Genomic DNA, 15,600 nt, shown 5'->3' with positions numbered 1-15,600 from the left:
ACGTCAAGAAGTGGGGCGCACACCCTCGTTGGGTGTGCGCCCCACTGTCGTTGTGAGAGGTTCTGACCATGCGTATGAAGGCGCGCGCGAAGACGGGGGCAACGGCCGCCCTCCTCACCGTCCCGGCACTCCTGCTGGTGACGGCGTGCGGCAGTGGAGGGGCCGGGGACGACGCGCGGAACGGACGGCGCGACGGGGCGTCCGCCCTGCCCACCGCGGCAGGCCGGGGCGGCGGGAGCGGCCAGGGCCCCGTCGTCGCGGGGCCGCTGTCCAGGGAACGGCTGGAGCGCGCCGCGCTCACCGAGGCGGACCTGCCCGGCTACGCGGTCTCCGCCACGGCAGCCCCCGACGCGGACACGGGCCGCCCGGTCGCGGACCGCGCCGCGTGCCAGCCGCTGGCCGACGCGATCGGCGACGAGCCGGGGCCCGGCGCCGTGGCGTCCGTCAACCGCGGCCTCGGCTCCCAGCGGACCATGGGCCTGGCGATCGCCGCGTCCCTGGCCTCGTACCGGGAGAGCGACGCCAGGAAGCTCGTACGGGACGTCAGGTCGGCCCTCGGCTCCTGCGCCAAGGGGTACGAGGTCAACTCGGGCGGCGAAGCGGGCACCTACGCCCCCGTGCGGCTCGCGCCCTTCGGGGCCGCGGGCGACGAGTCCGTCAGCTGGACGGTGTCGGCCCTGTCCCGGGGCGTCAGGTCGAGCTTCCACGTGGTCGTGGTCCGCGAGGGCGCGACCGTGGTCCGGCTCATCGCGCTGAACCTCGGCTCGGACCGCGGGCCGCGCGTGCCAGCGGACGTCGCGGAGCAGCAACTGCGCAAGCTCGACCGGGTCGTCAGGGGCTGACGCCCCGCGCGGCCGCGGGGCGTCACCAGGCGGTGCGCGCCGAGTCGTGGTACCGGTTCTCGCCGGGCAGCAGCACCCACAGCGCGATGTAGAGCAGGAACTGCGGGCCGGGCAGCAGGCACGACAGGACGAAGAGGAGGCGCACGGTCTTCGGGGACCTGCCGAAGCGCCGGGCCAGTCCGGCGCACACTCCGCCGATCATGCGTCCGTCTCGGGGGCGGGTGATCGCGGCCATGGTGGGCTCCTTCTGGATCTCCGGGGGAGCCGTTCCGCGGGCTCCCGATGTATCCATGGTGGCCCGGACAAGTGGGGTGAAGCGTCGCTCTACGGGGCTACTCGGACCCTGGAAATACTCGGGGTCGTCCCCTGAGAGGACTCGTCCGGAAGTCGGGGCGTGCGCGCCGGGACGCCCGCCCTGCGGCGTAGCCGCGCCCGGCCGACCGGCACCACGGCCAGGTGCGCCAGGGTCACGCCGACGGTGTTCAGCAGCAGCGAGTCGACGTCCACGACCTGACCCGGCACCCCGGTCTGGAGCAGTTCGATGCCGAGCGAGATCAGCGCGCCGGCCGCGACCGTACGGGCCAGCGAGGCCCACGGGGAGACGGCGAGCCGTCCGCCCGCCATCGGCAGCAGCACGCCGAGCGGCGCGAGCAGCAGCAGCCCCTCGCCGATCCGGTGGGCGGCTTCGAGCGGCCCGAGGGCCAGGTCGGCCCTGATGCCGGCCAACGGCTCGAAGTTCGCCGCGGTCATCCACGGGACGTCCAGCGGGCGCAGCGTCAGCCAGCCGACGACCAGCAGATGCGCGGCGAGGAGGGCGATCCCCGCCGCGCGAACGCGGATGGCGGCGGTGCCGCCCGTACCTTGACGCACGCCCCCCAAGACGTGCGCGACCGGAAGTTTGGTTCCTGCGGGACGCCGATACGTGTCACGGCGCGGTAACAGCCGCGCCCGTCGGTACGGAGCCCGGCCGGTTCTTCGTCTCCTGCGTGCACAGGTAGGTGCGCACCGGGTACTTCCCCGGGCCGCCCAGCGCCACCGCGCCGTCCGTGCCCAGCGCGTCGCTCTCCGCGAACGTGCACACGATCTGCGCCAGCGCCCGGGAGGGCAGGTCCTCGGGCTGGACGCTCAGGCGCAGCGCGCCCGCCGGGTCGCCCGAGCGGGGGCCCGTGACGGTCAGGGCCGCGCCGACGCCGGTGGAGTACCCGACCGTCTTCTCGTCGGGCGTCGGCTCGTTGCCCAGCTGGTCCAGGAGCGACTGGGCGACGCCCGAAGGACCGGCCGCGCGCCCCGGCTGGTCCGCCGGGCGCACGGTCCGCTCCACCGGCACCAGCTGCGAGCGGCACAGCAGGTAGATCCGGACCGGGAAGCCCTGCAGGGCCTGGGTGGAGACGTTCTCCGCGGGCATCGAGCAGGGCACCCGGGAGGGCGCGGCCCCCGCGTCCACCGGGACCTTCGTCTCGCGGATGCCGCACCCGGTGGCGAGCGCGGCGACGGCGCACGCGGTGACCAGTGCCCGCGCGAGGTGCTTGCGCGTCGTCACGTCGCGTCGCCTGCCTTTCGTTCCTGGTTCTCCCGGCCCGGCCGGGCCGCCTGTGCCGCCCGCTCGTCGGCCTCGCGCTCCGTGAGCGGCGTCGCGTCGCGCGGCAGCCGCAGGACGAAGACCGCGCCGTCGCCGTCGGGGGAGTTGTCGGCGGTGATGTCGCCGCCGTGGATGTGGGCGTTCTCCATCGCGATGGAGAGCCCGAGCCCGCTGCCCTCGGAGCGCGGCCGGGAGGCGCTCGCCTTGTAGAAGCGGTCGAAGACGTGCGGCAGCACGTCGGCGGGGATGCCGGGGCCGTGGTCGCGGACCGCGACGACCAGTTCGTCGCCGACGAGGCGCACCGACACCCGTACCGGCGAACCGCCGTGTTTGAGGGCGTTGCCGATCAGGTTGGCGAGGATCACGTCCAGCCGGCGCGGGTCGAGCCGGGCCATGATGCCGCGCTCGGCGTCCAGTTCGACGGCGTCCAGCCAGGCGCGGGCGTCGATGCAGGCGGTGATCTGGTCGGCGATGTCCACGTCGTCCAGGACGAGCCGGGCGGTGCCCGCGTCGAAGCGGGTCACCTCCATCAGGTTCTCCACCAGCGTGTTGAGCCTGCGGGTCTCGCTCACCACCAGCTGCACGGCGGGCGCGATCATCGGGTCGAGGCTGTCCTGCTCCTCCTCCAGCACCTCCGTGACGGCGGTGATGGCGGTCAGCGGCGTGCGCAGCTCGTGCGACATGTCGGCGACGAAGCGGCGGCTGGCCTCGTCGCGCGCGCTCATGTCGGCGACCCGCTTCTCCAGCGACTCCGCGGTCCGGTTGAAGGTCCGCGACAGCTCGGCCAGTTCGTCGGTGCCCGAGACTTCCAGGCGGGTGTCCAGCTTGCCCTCGCCGAGCTGCCTGGCCGCCTCCCCGAGCCGCTGCACGGGGCGCAGCACGGTCGTCGCCGCGGCCTGCGCGAGCAGCGCGGAGCCGACGAGGGCCAGCGCGGTCGCGATCGCCAGCGACCAGCCCAGCGAACTCAGGTCCTCGCGCTCCTGCTCCAGCGACTTCAGCATGTAGCCGGTCGGGCCGCCGCCGATGATCCGGGTGCCGCCGACCAGGAACGGCTTCCCGTCGATCTTCGTGCGCTGCCAGAAGAGGTGGTACTCGTACTTGTTGTTCTCGTTGACCCGGCGCTTCTTGGTGACCTGCGCCTGGAGCCTGTCCGGGACGTCGTCCAGCGTGAACGCGTCGAGGTTCGAGGTGCCCACGACCGGCTTGTTCGCGTCGCGCTCGGCCACCAGCAGCACGCTGTAGCCGGGGCTGCTGTTCGCCATCTGGGCCGCCGTCGTCCGCAGTTCCTCCTGCGTCGGCCGCAGCGGCAGCGCCGCCGCCTTGCTCTGCATCTCCTGCCGGAAGTCGCCCAGCGCCGAGTCCTGGGTGCGCGTCAGCACGGCCTCGCGGTTGAGCCAGTACGCGATGCCCGAAGCGGACACCGCGGCGGTCAGCGCGACCAGCGCGAAGACCACGACGAGCCGCAGCCTGAGGCTGGTCCAGCGGAGCCCCGCGAGCAGCGCCCGCTTCACGGGGCGGGTGGCGCCACTCGTCACTGAGGTACGTCCAGCCGGTAGCCCACGCCGCGCACGGTGCGGATCAGGGTCGGCGACGACGGCACGTCCTCGACCTTGGCGCGCAGCCGCTGCACGCACGCGTCCACCAGGCGCGAGTCGCCGAGGTAGTCGTGCTCCCAGACCAGGCGCAGCAGCTGCTGGCGGGAGAGGGCCTGGCCGGGGCGGCGGCTCAGTTCGAGGAGGAGCCGCAGCTCGGTCGGCGTGAGCTGGAGGTCCTCGCCGTTCTTGGTGACGGTCATCGCGGAGCGGTCGATCACGACGTTCCCGAAGGACGCCGAGTCGGTCGCCTCGCGCTCGCCCCGGCGCAGCACGGCCCGGATGCGGGCGTCGAGCACCCGCCCCTGCACGGGCTTGACCACGTAGTCGTCGGCTCCGGACTCCAGGCCGACGACCACGTCGATGTCGTCGCTCCGCGCGGTCAGCAGGATGATCGGCAGCTGGTCGGTGCGCCGGATCCGCCGGCACACCTCGAAGCCGTCGATCCCGGGCAGCATCACGTCCAACACGATCAGGTCGGGCCGCTGCTCGCGCAGCAGCTTCAGTCCGTCTTCACCGGTTGCCGCCGTGGCAACACGGTGCCCCTGGCGCGTGAGCGACAGCTCAAGGGCCGTACGGATGGCGTCGTCGTCCTCGATCAGCAACAGGAAAGGCACGGAGGTCATTCTGGCCCATGGGGGAGCCGGAGTTCGACAGTTGCCGGGCCCGCACACTTCCCCCACCCCTGTGACAGCCCTGTGACAGTCGGCGGACAGGACCAGGAAACTGGCCGGGCAAGCTCTTTGGCACACGGACCGAAGCAGACTCCACGACGGGGGGCGCGAGATGAACGCACTGCACAGCACCACCTCCAGCGCAGTTGTCACGCGTCTCCACGATGTCAGGGTCGGCGAGAAGTCCGGTGCCGTTGTGAACGGGCGGGGGTGCGTTCGCGGCACCGGGCGTCAGCGCGGTGGCTACATGACCGTGATCGACGCGGCCGTGGGGGGAACCGGGGCCACGGGGGACGGCGGGGGACACGGGGGCGCCGCGTACAGGAAGGCACCGGGGGAGCGGACCTCGCTCTCGGAGGCGGAGTTCACCGCCTACGTGCAGGAACGCCGCGCCTCCCTGTACGCGACCGCCTACCACCTCACCGGGGACCGCTTCGAGGCGGAGGACCTGCTCCAGAGCGCCCTCTTCTCGACGTACCGGGCCTGGGACCGCATCAGCGACAAGGCCGCGGTCGGGGGCTACCTCCGCCGCACCATGACCAACCTGCACATCAGCGCGTGGCGCCGCCGCAAGCTGAACGAGTACCCGACCGAGGAACTGCCGGAGACGGTGGGCGACACGGACGCGATGCGCGGCACCGAGCTGCGCGCGGTCCTGTGGCAGGCGCTGGCGCGGCTGCCCGAACTCCAGCGGACGATGCTGGTCCTGCGCTACTACGAGGGCCGGACCGACCCGGAGATCGCGGACATCCTCGACATCAGCGTCGGCACGGTGAAGAGCAGCATCTGGCGGTCGCTCCGGCGGCTGCGGGACGACCAGGCGCTGAGCTTCGGCCGTGACGAGGAGGAGTCCTTCGGCGAGCTGGTGGCCTGAGGGAAGCGGGGGAACACGGGGGAAGCACGGGGGGACGGGGAACCGCCGCTCCTACGGGGGACGTAGGGGAACGGCGGTGACACGGGGGAAGGGGCGGGGTCGGACGGGCCGGGGGGTCTTGTCCGACCCCGCTTCGCGCTGTCCGGCCCCGCCAGGTTCCGTACGGTCCCGGGCTCAGCGGCCCGCGGGAGTCCTGTGGCGGCCCGCCGCGGCGGCGGCCACCCGGCCCAGTGCCTCCTCCTTGGCGCACGGGTGCGCGCCCAGCGCCGACTGACGGGCCACGATCGCCCGCTCGGCGCGCATCAGCCGCCAGCCCCTGCGCAGCAGGAACGGCACCGACTTGCGGCCCTCGCGCAGGTCGCGCAGCAGACGGCGGCGGAACGTCGTCGAGGGGCGGCCCCGCAGGCACAGCGCGTCCGCCAGCACGCCCAGCTCCTGGCAGCGCGCCACGATGTCCGCGGCGAAGATGCCCTCCGCGACGAACAGCGGCGTGCGCTCGATGTCGAGGGACTCCCGGTCCACGATGGAGCTGGTGGCGATCGAGTAGACCGGCACCGAGGTGCGCCCCGTGCGGCACAGCTCCACGATCGCCGCGACGGCCGCGTCGGCGTTCCACGACCCGGGGGAGTCCCAGTCGATGTCCTGGGTCCCGGGGACCACGGGCAGCGTCGGGTCGTCGCCCTCCTTGTAGAAGTCGTCGAGGCGCAGCACGGGCAGGTCCGTGCGGGCAGCCAGGGAGGACTTTCCTGAACCGGAGGGGCCCGCGAGGAGAACGACGCGGGTCGGTATGGGTTGGGCGCTCACGGGAGACAAGTGTGCGGCATGCGCCCGGTACGGGGACCCATCGGTGCGGGCGTTGGTATCGAGCGTCACACCTCAACTACTCTGTGCGATTGCTCGATTACTCGATGGCTCGACGGACGGGAAGTCCCCATGGCACGTCATACGGAACCCAACTCGCCGCGCGGCGCCCTGCTGCGCGCCGGTCTGACCGTCACGGTCGCGGTCGGCGCGGCCCTCGGCGCGGTCGGTGCCGCGCAGGCGGTCCCCGCCGCACCCGGGGTCGGCGCGGACGGGGCGCTCGGCGACCTCGACACGGCCGCGGCGGCGCAGGCCGCCACCAGCGCGCTCTCCGGTGCGACGGCCAGCGGCCTCGGGCCCGCCAAGAGCCTGCGGCTGAACCCGCTGGCGGGCACGGGCGTGGACCCGCTGGACAACGCGATCGCCACGCAGGTCGCGGACTTCCAGCCGGTGAGCACGGCGCCGGTGACCGCGCCGCTGACGCAGGGCGGGGCGCTGAAGGACCTGCCGGTGGTGGGCGGCGTGACGGGGCTGCTGCCCGGCTAGGCGGGCCCGCGGGGGCCCGTGAGGGGCCGTGGCGGCCCCTCACGGGGGCCGTGGACGCGACGCGGCCCCGCCGGTCGGGGGATGGCCGGCGGGGCCGCGTCGGTCTGCGGGGCGTGCGCCCTGTCGAGGGCCTCCTAGTAGGAGGAGCCCGATGCGCCCAGGGAGCCCGTCGGGTGCCAGACCGTCTTCGTCTCCAGGAAGGCGGTCAGGCGGGACGTGCCCGGGTCGGCGGAGAAATCCACAGCCTGTGGACGCAGTACGCGCTTGAGGTTGTCGGCCGCCGCGACCTCCAGGTCGCGCGCCAGGTCGGCGTCCGCGCCCGTCAGGTCGATGGCGTTGACGTCCTGGTGCGCCGCGAGCGGGGCCGCGATCTCGGCGGCCTTGCCCGACAGGATGTTGACCACGCCGCCGGGCACGTCGGAGGTGGCCAGCACCTCGCCCAGCGAGAGCGCGGGCAGCGGGGCCTTCTCGGAGGCGATCACGATCGCGGTGTTGCCGGTCGCGACGACCGGGGCGAGCACCGAGACCAGGCCGAGCAGCGAGGACTCCCGCGGGGCGACGACGGTCACCACGCCGGTGGGCTCGGGGGTCGACAGGTTGAAGAACGGGCCCGCGACCGGGTTGGCGCCGCCCACGACCTGGCCGATCTTGTCGGTCCAGCCCGCGTACCAGACCCAGCGGTCGATCGCCGCGTCCACCTGGGCCGCGGCCTTGGACCTGGAGATGCCCTCCGCGTCCGCCACCTCCCGTACGAACTGGTCCTTGCGGCCCTCCAGCATCTCGGCGACGCGGTAGAGGACCTGGCCCCTGTTGTACGCGGTCGCGCCCGACCAGCCGCCGAACGCCTTGCGCGCGGCGACGACCGCGTCACGGGCGTCCTTGCGGGAGGAGAGGGGCGCGTTGGCCAGCCACTTGCCCTTGCTGTCCTGCACTTCGTACACCCGGCCGCTCTCGGAGCGGGGGAACTTGCCCCCGACGTACAGCTTGTAGGTCTTCAGTACGTTGAGTCGGTCAGACATTGAGGTACGCCTCCAGGCCGTGGCGGCCGCCCTCGCGGCCGTAGCCCGACTCCTTGTAGCCGCCGAAGGGCGAGGTCGGGTCGAACTTGTTGAAGGTGTTGGCCCAGACGACGCCCGCGCGGAGCTTGCTCGCGACCGCGAGGATGCGCGAGCCCTTCTCCGTCCAGATGCCGGCCGAGAGGCCGTACTGGCTGTTGTTGGCCTTGGCGACGGCCTCGTCCGGGGTGCGGAAGGAGAGGACCGACAGCACCGGGCCGAAGATCTCGTCGCGGGCGACGGTGTGCGCCTGCGTGACGTTCGTGAAGAGCGTCGGGGCGAACCAGTAGCCGGACGCGGGCAGTTCGCAGGCGGGGGACCAGCGCTCGGCGCCCTCCGCCTCGCCCGTGTCGGCCAGGGCCTCGATGCGGGCGAGCTGCTCGGCGGAGTTGATGGCGCCGATGTCGGTGTTCTTGTCGAGCGGGTCGCCCAGGCGCAGGGTGGAGAGCCTGCGCTTGAGGGAGTCCAGCAGCTCGTCGTGGATCGACTCCTGGACCAGCAGGCGCGAGCCCGCGCAGCAGACCTGGCCCTGGTTGAAGAAGATGCCGGTGACGATGCCCTCGACGGCCTGGTCGATGGGGGCGTCGTCGAAGACGATGTTGGCGCCCTTGCCGCCCAGCTCCAGCGTGACCTTCTTGTCGGTGCCCGCGACCTGGCGCGCGATGGCCTTGCCGACGGCGGTCGAGCCGGTGAAGGCGACCTTGTTCACGTCCGCGTGCTCGGTGAGGGCCGCGCCCGCGTCCCCGTAACCGGGGAGGATGTTGACGACGCCCTTGGGCAGGCCCGCCTGGCGGCAGATGTCCGCGAAGAAGAGCGCGGAGAGCGGGGTCGTCTCGGCGGGCTTCAGGACCACGGTGTTGCCGGTGGCGAGCGCCGGGGCGATCTTCCACGCGAGCATCAGCAGCGGGAAGTTCCACGGGATGACCTGGCCCGCGACGCCCAGCGGCGCCGGGTTCGGGCCGAAGCCCGCGTGGTCGAGCTTGTCGGCCCAGCCCGCGTAGTAGAAGAAGTGCGCGGCGACCAGCGGGATGTCCGCGTCGCGGGTCTCCTTGATCGGCTTGCCGTTGTCCAGCGTCTCCAGGACGGCCAGCTCGCGGGAGCGCTCCTGGATGATGCGGGCGATGCGGAAGAGGTACTTGGCGCGCTCGGCGCCCGGCAGCGCCGACCACTTCTCGAACGCCTTGCGGGCGGCCTTCACGGCGCGGTCCACGTCCTCGGCGCCCGCGCGGGCGACCTCGGAGAGGACCTCCTCGGTGGAGGGCGAGACGGTCTTGAAGACCCTGCCGTCGGCGGCGTCGGTGAACTCGCCGTCGATGAACAGCCCGTAGGACGGGGCGATGTCGACGACCGAGCGGGACTCGGGCGCGGGCGCGTACTCGAAGAGGGAAGTCATGGTGTCTTAGTCCACCGTCACGTAGTCGGGGCCGGAGTAGCGTCCGGTGGCCAGCTTCTGGCGCTGCATCAGCAGGTCGTTGAGGAGGCTGGAGGCGCCGAAGCGGAACCAGTGGTTGTCCAGCCAGTCCTCGCCGGCGGTCTCGTTGACCAGCACCAGGAACTTGATCGCGTCCTTGGTGGTGCGGATGCCGCCCGCGGGCTTCACGCCGACCTGGACGCCCGTCTGCGCGCGGAAGTCGCGGACCGCCTCCAGCATCAGGAGCGTGTTGGCGGGGGTCGCGTTCACCCCGACCTTGCCGGTCGACGTCTTGATGAAGTCGGCGCCCGCCATCATGCCGATCCACGAGGCGCGGCGGATGTTGTCGTACGTCGACAGCTCGCCGGTCTCGAAGATGACCTTGAGGCGGGCCGGGCCGCACTCCGCCTTGACCGCGGTGATCAGCTCGTACGTCTCCAGGTACCGCCCCGCGAGGAACGCGCCCCGGTCGATGACCATGTCGATCTCGTCCGCCCCCGCGGCGACGGCGTCGCGCACGTCCGCGAGCTTCACCGGGAGCGCGGCGCGGCCGGCCGGGAAGGCGGTGGCGACGGAGGCGACCTTCACGTCGGCGCCGTGCAGCGCTTCCCTGGCGGTGGCCACCATGTCGGGGTAGACGCAGACGGCGGCGGTGCGGGGCGTGGTGCGGTCGGTCGGGTCCGGGTTGACCGCCTTCGCGGCGAGCGCCCGGACCTTGCCCGGGGTGTCCGCGCCTTCCAGGGTCGTCAGGTCGATCATCGAGATGGCCAGGTCGATGGCGTACGCCTTGGCCGTCGTCTTGATCGAACGCGTGCCGAGGGCCGCGGCGCGCGCCTCCAGACCGACGGCGTCTACGCCGGGCAGCCCGTGGAGGAAGCGGCGCAGGGTGCTGTCGGATGCGGTCGCGTCGGCGAAGGGCGCGGGGGCGCCCGAGGGCGCGTGCGTCTGCGCTTCGGGGGTGGCGGGTGCATGGGTGGGCATGGTCACCAGGTGAGCATATCTACGCGCGTAGCGGCATGTACAGGGGGCGGGCTGTGATCTGTTCCGGGGCGGGGGTGGGGGTGGGGTTCTTGGGGTGGGTGGGCCTTGTGGGGTGCGTGTTCCTCGGGGCGGGGGGCTCTGGGGCGGGCCCGCCCGGGGTGCGTGGGTACGTTGCGCGTGTGCCCCACTCTCGCGCAGTTCCCCGCGCCCCTATCGGGGCGCACCTGTGCTCGCGCCCGCGCGGCGGAGCCGCACATCGGACACAGCCCCGCGCCCCCGGCCCCCCGGGCAATCCATTGACCGACCGGGTCACCCCATCCATCCAGGGGCGCGGGGAACTGCGCAAAAAACGCCGCCCCCGAGGCACCGGGGCCCTCAAGGGGCGTGGAGCACCCGATCCGCGATCAGGCGCGCGCACTCCAGCGAACCCGCCCCCGACGTGTCGACCTCCAGGTCGTAGTGGACGCCCTCGTGCACCGACTCCGCCTGGGACCGGGCCATCCCCGGCACGCGGTCCCCCCGCGCCGCCTCGCGCGCCTCCGCGACCGCCGCCTCGCACCGCACTCCCACCCACAGCACGTCGAGGCCCGCCAGCGCCTTCTCCCAGCGCCGCTGGGACTCCACCGCTCCCAGGAACACGTCGTCCACGACGATCCGCGCCCCCGCGCGGGCCGTCGCCGCCAGGCCCGCCATCCACGCCGCCTCCGCCTCGCGGAAGCCCCCGCCGACGTTCACCCCGCCGTCCGCCGCGAACTCGATCCCGTCAGAGCCGGGCTCCTGGAACGCCACGGGCAGCGCCTCGATCAGGGCGTCGATGCCGAACGCGAGCCACGGCCCGCCCGGCAGCACCTCCTGGAGGCAGCGGACGATCCGCGACTTCCCTGAGCTGGAGCCGCCGTTGAGGACGATCAGTCGGGTGGGCATCCGGGCACCCTAGCGGCGTCCGGGGCGCTCCGCGCGGCGAATTCCAGGATCTGGGGGGCCGCGTCGCGCAGCGACGCGAAGTGGCGGTGGGCGCCCGGCACCGGGTCCGGCGCGTTGACCGTCCACACCGTCATCCCCGCCCGTACCCCCGCCGCCGCGCCCGACGCCGTGTCCTCGACGACCAGGCAGTCGCGCGGGTCGGCCGCCAGCAGTTCGGCCGCGCGGAGGTAGGGGACGGGGGACGGCTTGCCCTCGGGCACCGCCGCCGCGTCCACCAGGACTTCGGGCAGGGGAAGGCCCGTACGGGCGAAGCGGCCGCGCACCCGGTGCTCGTAGTTCGAGGTGACCAGCGCCCACGCGCCCGCGGGCAGGGCGCGCAGCAGGTCGGCCGCGCCGTCGAAGGCCGCGTACGTGCCCGTACGGACGTCCTCGTCCTCCAGCGCGTGGAACGCGGCCAGGCACGCGGCGGGGTCCAGGCCGGGCGCCACCTCGGCGAACGTCTCCAGCGGGCGCGTGCGCAGCGCCGTGCGGTACACCGCTTCCCCGTCCAGGCCGTGCGGGGCGGCCCACGCGTGCCAGACGCGGCGCTGGTTGGCGAGGGCGTCGATCAGGGTGCCGTCGACGTCGAAGAGCACGCGGCGGGCGGCGCGGGGCGTGGTGGACATGAAGGGATCATGCCAGGGGGCGGAGCGGGGGCGCCCGGACTGCGGGGTCGTACTGCCGTACGGCAGAATCGGGCCCATGACGAGCTCTTCCCAGCCCTCCGGGCCCACGACCTACGCCGACCGCGTCTTCCGGTCGCCCGGCGGGATGGTCGGGGGCGTGCTGCTGCTCGCGCTCGCCGCGTGGATCGGCGGCGACGCCGTCGTCCGGGGCGAGGGGAGCGCGCCCTGGCTCGCGCTCTCCGGGCTGCTGCTCGTCGTGCCGCCGCTCGTCGCCTTCACGCTGCGGCCCGCCGTGTACGCCAACGACGACCGGCTGCGGATCCGCAACCCCTTCCGGTCGATCGTGCTGCCCTGGGCCTCGGTCGCCGACGTGCGCGCCGGGTACTCAAGCGAGGTGCTGACCAAGGACGGCGCGAAGTACCAGATGTGGGCCGTGCCCGTCTCGCTGCGCCAGCGCAAGCGGGCCACGCGGCGGCAGGCCCGCGACGCCACCGAGGACCCGCACGGCAGGACCTCGATGCGGGTCGACCTGAACGACAGCAGGTCCCGGATCGCCCCCGCCGACCAGGCCGTGCGCGACCTGCGCGACCTCGCCGAGCGCGCGGGGGACCGGCCGGGCGCGCAGGGCGAGCCGCGGGTGCGCTGGGCCTACGAGGTGCTCGCGCCGACCGCCGCGGGCGCGGTGCTGCTCGTGGTGCTCCTCGCCGTCGGCTAGAACCGGCCGCGGGGCCGGTCGGCGGGGGACGCCCAGCCGACCTAGGGGTGCCCTAGGGGATACGTTCCGGTGAACCCCGTACGGGGAAAATCGTTCAGGCTGCAACTGTCTCCCTTGTCTCAATAAGTTGCACCTGTGCCGCCCCGACTTCCTCCTTCGGCCTATCGGGCGGCACGGGGGTGGGGGCATGACAGGGTCCAGGGAGAGCGACAGAGTCGGCGGCACGCGCTGTCAGATAGACATCGACGGGCACGGCTCGTACGGCTGGCGGATGATCGCGCAGAACGGCCGCGTCGTGGCCGTCTCCGGTCTGGCCTTCCGGGAGTACGGAGACTGCCTGGCCGCTTTCGAGCGGCTGCGCACCGACAGCGCCCGGCTGGTCGGAGCGGTGCAGCACTCCGCCGAGGGCAACGGCTGGGTGTGGTTACTCCGTGACGGCGACGGGCGGCCGATCGCCGTGTCCGCCCGCGCCTACGAGCGGCACTCGACCTGCCGCTCCGCGTACGAGCGCTTCCGGGGCCTGCTCGGAAGTTCCCTCTAGGCAACCCCTCGTTCACATCTAGGTGTGAGCACGTCAAGCGCACGGCATCAGCGTCGGCCGTGTGACGACTGAGAACGATGTGCCCAGACGGCTGTACGCCGACCCGGGCTGGCCCGACCGCGTCTTCCGGGGCGTGGCGCGCGGCGGCGGGGGATTCGTACTGGCCGTGATGCTGCTGGTCGGCGGATTCCTGCTGTACCGGGCCTGGCAGGCGCTGGAGCGCGCCGGGTGGTCGTTCCTGACCACCGAGGCGTGGGAGCCGGACGCCGGACGCTTCGGCATCGCGGCCGTGCTGGTGGGGACCGTCCTCATCGCGCTGGTCGCGATCAGCGTCGCCGTGCCGCTCGCGCTCGGCGGCGCGCTCTACATCTCCGAGTACGCGCCGCCGAGGCTGCGCCGCACCCTCATCAGCGTGGTCGACCTGATGGCCGCCGTGCCGTCCGTGGTCTACGGACTGTGGGGGCTGTTCTTCTTCGAGGGCAAGATCCTCCCGACCGCCCGCTGGATCGCCGACTACCTCGGATGGATCCCGGTCTTCCACGTCAAGGGGGCCGATCCGGACGACCCGCTCGCGCCCGCGACCGTCTACACCTCCTCGACCCTCATCGCGGGCGTCGTCGTCGCGCTGATGGTCGCCCCGATCGTCTGCTCCGTCATGCGCGAGGTCTTCTCGCAGGCGCCGGTGGGCGAGCGGGAGGGCGCGTACGCGCTGGGCGCCACCCGCTGGGGCATGATCCGCAGCGTCGTCCTGCCGTTCGGCAAGGGCGGCATGATCGGCGGCACGATGCTGGGGCTCGGCCGCGCGCTCGGCGAGACCATCGGCGTCTACCTGATCATCTCGCCCGTCTTCGAGATCCAGTGGCACGTCCTGCAGAGCGGCGCCAGCTCGGTCGCCGCGCTGATCGCGCTGCGGTACGGCGAGGCCAGCGAGTTCGGCATGTCCGCGCTGATGGCGGCCGGGCTCGCGCTCTTCCTGATGACCCTCGTCGTCAACTTCGCCGCTTCGTCGATCGTCGCCCGCAGCCGTTCGGGCGCCGCGAGTGAGTAGGGGTACGCCGGACATGACCATCGCGCACGAGGGCGTCACGGACGCCGACGCCGACGCCGCCGGAGGGGCGGGCCCCGCGGAGGGCTCCGAGGCCCCCACCGAGGTGCTGCCCGCCGCCGCGGTGACGCCGGCCCCGGCTGCGGGTCCGGCTCCGAGTCAGGCTCCGGGCCCGGCTGCCGTACGGGCTCCCGCGCGGCCCGTCGGCGAACGGCGGCGCTCGCTCTCGCTGCTGCGCGCCACCGACGTGTACGCGCTGCTCGGCGCGGCCGCGGCCGCGCTGTCCCTCACCGGGCTGCTGTTCACCCGGCTGCTGCCGTTCAGCGGCGGCGTCGGCTTCACCGTCATCGCGTACGCCCTCTTCATCGGCGTCTACGCGCTGCTCGTCTCGCTCGACGAGGACGGGCCCGCGGTGCGCGACCGGGTCGCGGCCGTGGTGATCCAGAGCCTCGGCCTGGTCATGCTGACCGCGCTCGTCTTCGTCATCGCCTTCACGCTCTGGGAGGGCCGCAAGGCACTGCCCCACCTCAACTTCTTCACCGAGGACATGGCGCAGGCCGGGCCGCTCGACCCGCTCTCGCGCGGCGGCGTGCTGCACGCGATCCTCGGCACGCTGGAGCAGATCGCCGTCGCGCTCGCCATCACCGTGCCCGCCGGGATGACCTGCGCGGTCTTCCTCAACGAGGTGCCGGGGCGGTTCGCGCGGTTCGTACGGACCGTGGTCGAGGCGATGACGGCGCTGCCGTCGATCGTGGCGGGGCTGTTCATCTACGCGACGGTGATCCTCGCGCTCGGGTTCGACCGCTCGGGGCTCGCTGCGTCGCTGGCCCTCGCCGTGATGATGCTGCCGATCATCATCAGGGCCGCGGACGTCGTGCTGCGGCTGGTGCCGGGGACGCTGCGCGAGGCGTCGTACGCGCTGGGGACGTCCCGGTGGCGGACCGTGTGGCACGTGGTGCTGCCCACCGCGCGGTCCGGGCTGACGACTTCGGTGATCCTCGGGACCGCGCGGGGGATCGGGGAGACGTCGCCCGTGCTGCTCACCGCGGGGTTCACCGCGGAGATCAACACCGATCCGCTGGAGGGGCCGCAGGTCTCGCTGCCGCTCGCGACGTTCGAGTTCGTGAAGTCGCCGGAGCCCGCGATGATCGCGCGCGGGTTCGGGACGGCGGCGGTGCTCATGGCGGTGGTCCTGCTGCTGTTCATCGCGGCGCGGGTCATCGGCGGGCGGGGGCCTGGGCAGTTGACCCGGCGGCAGGAGCACCGGCGGGTGCTGGCCTCCCGGCGGGACGCGGAGCGGTTCGCTTCGCGGAGCCGTTGAGGGGGCCCTTGACGGGGCCGTCGCCCCGCGGGCG

At 73.2% G+C, this 15,600-nt stretch carries 18 protein-coding genes; 7 read left to right on the top strand and 11 right to left on the bottom strand.

Annotated features, from left to right (window positions below; all coding sequences use genetic code 11):
* Positions 1 to 68 precede the first annotated feature (68 nt).
* Positions 69 to 842 (top strand): hypothetical protein, encoded by a 774-nt coding sequence (locus ACIBNE_RS21345; protein ID WP_399273768.1) that lies wholly within the window; start codon positions 69 to 71, stop codon positions 840 to 842.
* Positions 843 to 864: 22 nt separating this feature from the next.
* Here the strand turns inward: ACIBNE_RS21345 and ACIBNE_RS21340 are convergent, their stop codons facing one another.
* The 5 genes from ACIBNE_RS21340 to afsQ1 form a co-directional block, all read right to left on the bottom strand.
* Entirely contained in the window at positions 865 to 1,077 is a 213-nt protein-coding gene (locus ACIBNE_RS21340) for a PspC domain-containing protein (RefSeq protein ID WP_399273766.1), read from the bottom strand.
* 89 nt (positions 1,078 to 1,166) lie between these two features.
* Positions 1,167 to 1,712: a VanZ family protein gene (locus ACIBNE_RS21335; RefSeq protein ID WP_399273765.1), complete on the bottom strand. Its 546-nt coding sequence runs from the start codon at positions 1,710 to 1,712 to the stop codon at positions 1,167 to 1,169.
* Between the two features lie 55 nt (positions 1,713 to 1,767).
* A complete protein-coding gene (locus ACIBNE_RS21330) occupies positions 1,768 to 2,382 on the bottom strand; it encodes a hypothetical protein (RefSeq protein ID WP_399273764.1) in 615 nt (204 codons plus the stop codon).
* Complete coding sequence (locus ACIBNE_RS21325; protein WP_399273762.1) at positions 2,379 to 3,956, bottom strand: ATP-binding protein; 1,578 nt, start codon at positions 3,954 to 3,956, stop codon at positions 2,379 to 2,381. The genes ACIBNE_RS21330 and ACIBNE_RS21325 overlap by 4 nt, the downstream gene beginning before the upstream one ends.
* Positions 3,953 to 4,630, bottom strand: a complete 678-nt coding sequence (gene afsQ1 / locus ACIBNE_RS21320; protein WP_399273760.1) for a two-component system response regulator AfsQ1 — start codon at positions 4,628 to 4,630, stop codon at positions 3,953 to 3,955. The genes ACIBNE_RS21325 and afsQ1 overlap by 4 nt, the downstream gene beginning before the upstream one ends.
* A 169-nt stretch (positions 4,631 to 4,799) precedes the next feature.
* Here afsQ1 and ACIBNE_RS21315 point away from each other — a divergent pair, with 169 nt between their 5' ends.
* Entirely contained in the window at positions 4,800 to 5,561 is a 762-nt protein-coding gene (locus ACIBNE_RS21315; RefSeq protein ID WP_399273758.1) for a SigE family RNA polymerase sigma factor, read from the top strand.
* Positions 5,562 to 5,735: 174 nt separating this feature from the next.
* Here the strand turns inward: ACIBNE_RS21315 and ACIBNE_RS21310 are convergent, their stop codons facing one another.
* Positions 5,736 to 6,374, bottom strand: coding sequence for an ATP-binding protein (locus ACIBNE_RS21310; RefSeq protein WP_399273757.1), 639 nt, complete (start codon positions 6,372 to 6,374; stop codon positions 5,736 to 5,738).
* Between the two features lie 120 nt (positions 6,375 to 6,494).
* On the opposite strand from ACIBNE_RS21310, the gene ACIBNE_RS21305 reads away from it, so the two are divergent.
* Entirely contained in the window at positions 6,495 to 6,908 is a 414-nt protein-coding gene (locus tag ACIBNE_RS21305; protein WP_399273755.1) for a hypothetical protein, read from the top strand.
* A 134-nt stretch (positions 6,909 to 7,042) separates the two neighbouring features.
* Here the strand turns inward: ACIBNE_RS21305 and ACIBNE_RS21300 are convergent, their stop codons facing one another.
* The 5 genes from ACIBNE_RS21300 to ACIBNE_RS21280 all read right to left on the bottom strand — a co-directional run bounded on the left by ACIBNE_RS21300 (position 7,043) and on the right by ACIBNE_RS21280 (position 11,944).
* Positions 7,043 to 7,927, bottom strand: a complete 885-nt coding sequence (locus ACIBNE_RS21300; protein WP_399273753.1) for an aldehyde dehydrogenase family protein — start codon at positions 7,925 to 7,927, stop codon at positions 7,043 to 7,045.
* Positions 7,920 to 9,356 (bottom strand): aldehyde dehydrogenase family protein, encoded by a 1,437-nt coding sequence (locus ACIBNE_RS21295; RefSeq protein ID WP_399273751.1) that lies wholly within the window; start codon positions 9,354 to 9,356, stop codon positions 7,920 to 7,922. Before ACIBNE_RS21295 ends, ACIBNE_RS21300 begins: the two co-directional genes overlap by 8 nt.
* Before the next feature lie 6 nt (positions 9,357 to 9,362).
* Positions 9,363 to 10,355, bottom strand: a complete 993-nt coding sequence (gene deoC, locus ACIBNE_RS21290) for a deoxyribose-phosphate aldolase (protein ID WP_399274248.1) — start codon at positions 10,353 to 10,355, stop codon at positions 9,363 to 9,365.
* A gap of 375 nt (positions 10,356 to 10,730) precedes the next feature.
* Complete coding sequence (gene cpt / locus ACIBNE_RS21285; protein ID WP_399273750.1) at positions 10,731 to 11,279, bottom strand: chloramphenicol phosphotransferase CPT; 549 nt, start codon at positions 11,277 to 11,279, stop codon at positions 10,731 to 10,733.
* A complete protein-coding gene (locus tag ACIBNE_RS21280; protein ID WP_399273748.1) occupies positions 11,264 to 11,944 on the bottom strand; it encodes an HAD family hydrolase in 681 nt (226 codons plus the stop codon). Before ACIBNE_RS21280 ends, cpt begins: the two co-directional genes overlap by 16 nt.
* 76 nt (positions 11,945 to 12,020) lie before the next feature.
* On the opposite strand from ACIBNE_RS21280, the gene ACIBNE_RS21275 reads away from it, so the two are divergent.
* The 4 genes from ACIBNE_RS21275 to pstA all read left to right on the top strand — a co-directional run bounded on the left by ACIBNE_RS21275 (position 12,021) and on the right by pstA (position 15,566).
* Complete coding sequence (locus tag ACIBNE_RS21275; RefSeq protein ID WP_399273747.1) at positions 12,021 to 12,659, top strand: PH domain-containing protein; 639 nt, start codon at positions 12,021 to 12,023, stop codon at positions 12,657 to 12,659.
* Positions 12,660 to 12,846: 187 nt separating this feature from the next.
* Positions 12,847 to 13,200: a hypothetical protein gene (locus ACIBNE_RS21270; RefSeq protein ID WP_399273745.1), complete on the top strand. Its 354-nt coding sequence runs from the start codon at positions 12,847 to 12,849 to the stop codon at positions 13,198 to 13,200.
* Between the two features lie 61 nt (positions 13,201 to 13,261).
* On the top strand, positions 13,262 to 14,248 hold the full coding sequence (gene pstC / locus ACIBNE_RS21265; protein WP_399273743.1) for a phosphate ABC transporter permease subunit PstC: 987 nt from the start codon (positions 13,262 to 13,264) through the stop codon (positions 14,246 to 14,248).
* A 13-nt stretch (positions 14,249 to 14,261) separates the two neighbouring features.
* Positions 14,262 to 15,566 (top strand): phosphate ABC transporter permease PstA, encoded by a 1,305-nt coding sequence (pstA, locus tag ACIBNE_RS21260; protein ID WP_399273741.1) that lies wholly within the window; start codon positions 14,262 to 14,264, stop codon positions 15,564 to 15,566.
* Positions 15,567 to 15,600 lie beyond the last annotated feature (34 nt).

It is taken from the genome of Streptomyces sp. NPDC050504, from assembly GCF_044458065.1.
In the GTDB taxonomy this organism is placed as follows: domain Bacteria; phylum Actinomycetota; class Actinomycetes; order Streptomycetales; family Streptomycetaceae; genus Streptomyces.
Note: the sequence above shows the minus strand (reverse complement) of the source record. Positions and strands in the feature narration are given on the sequence as shown.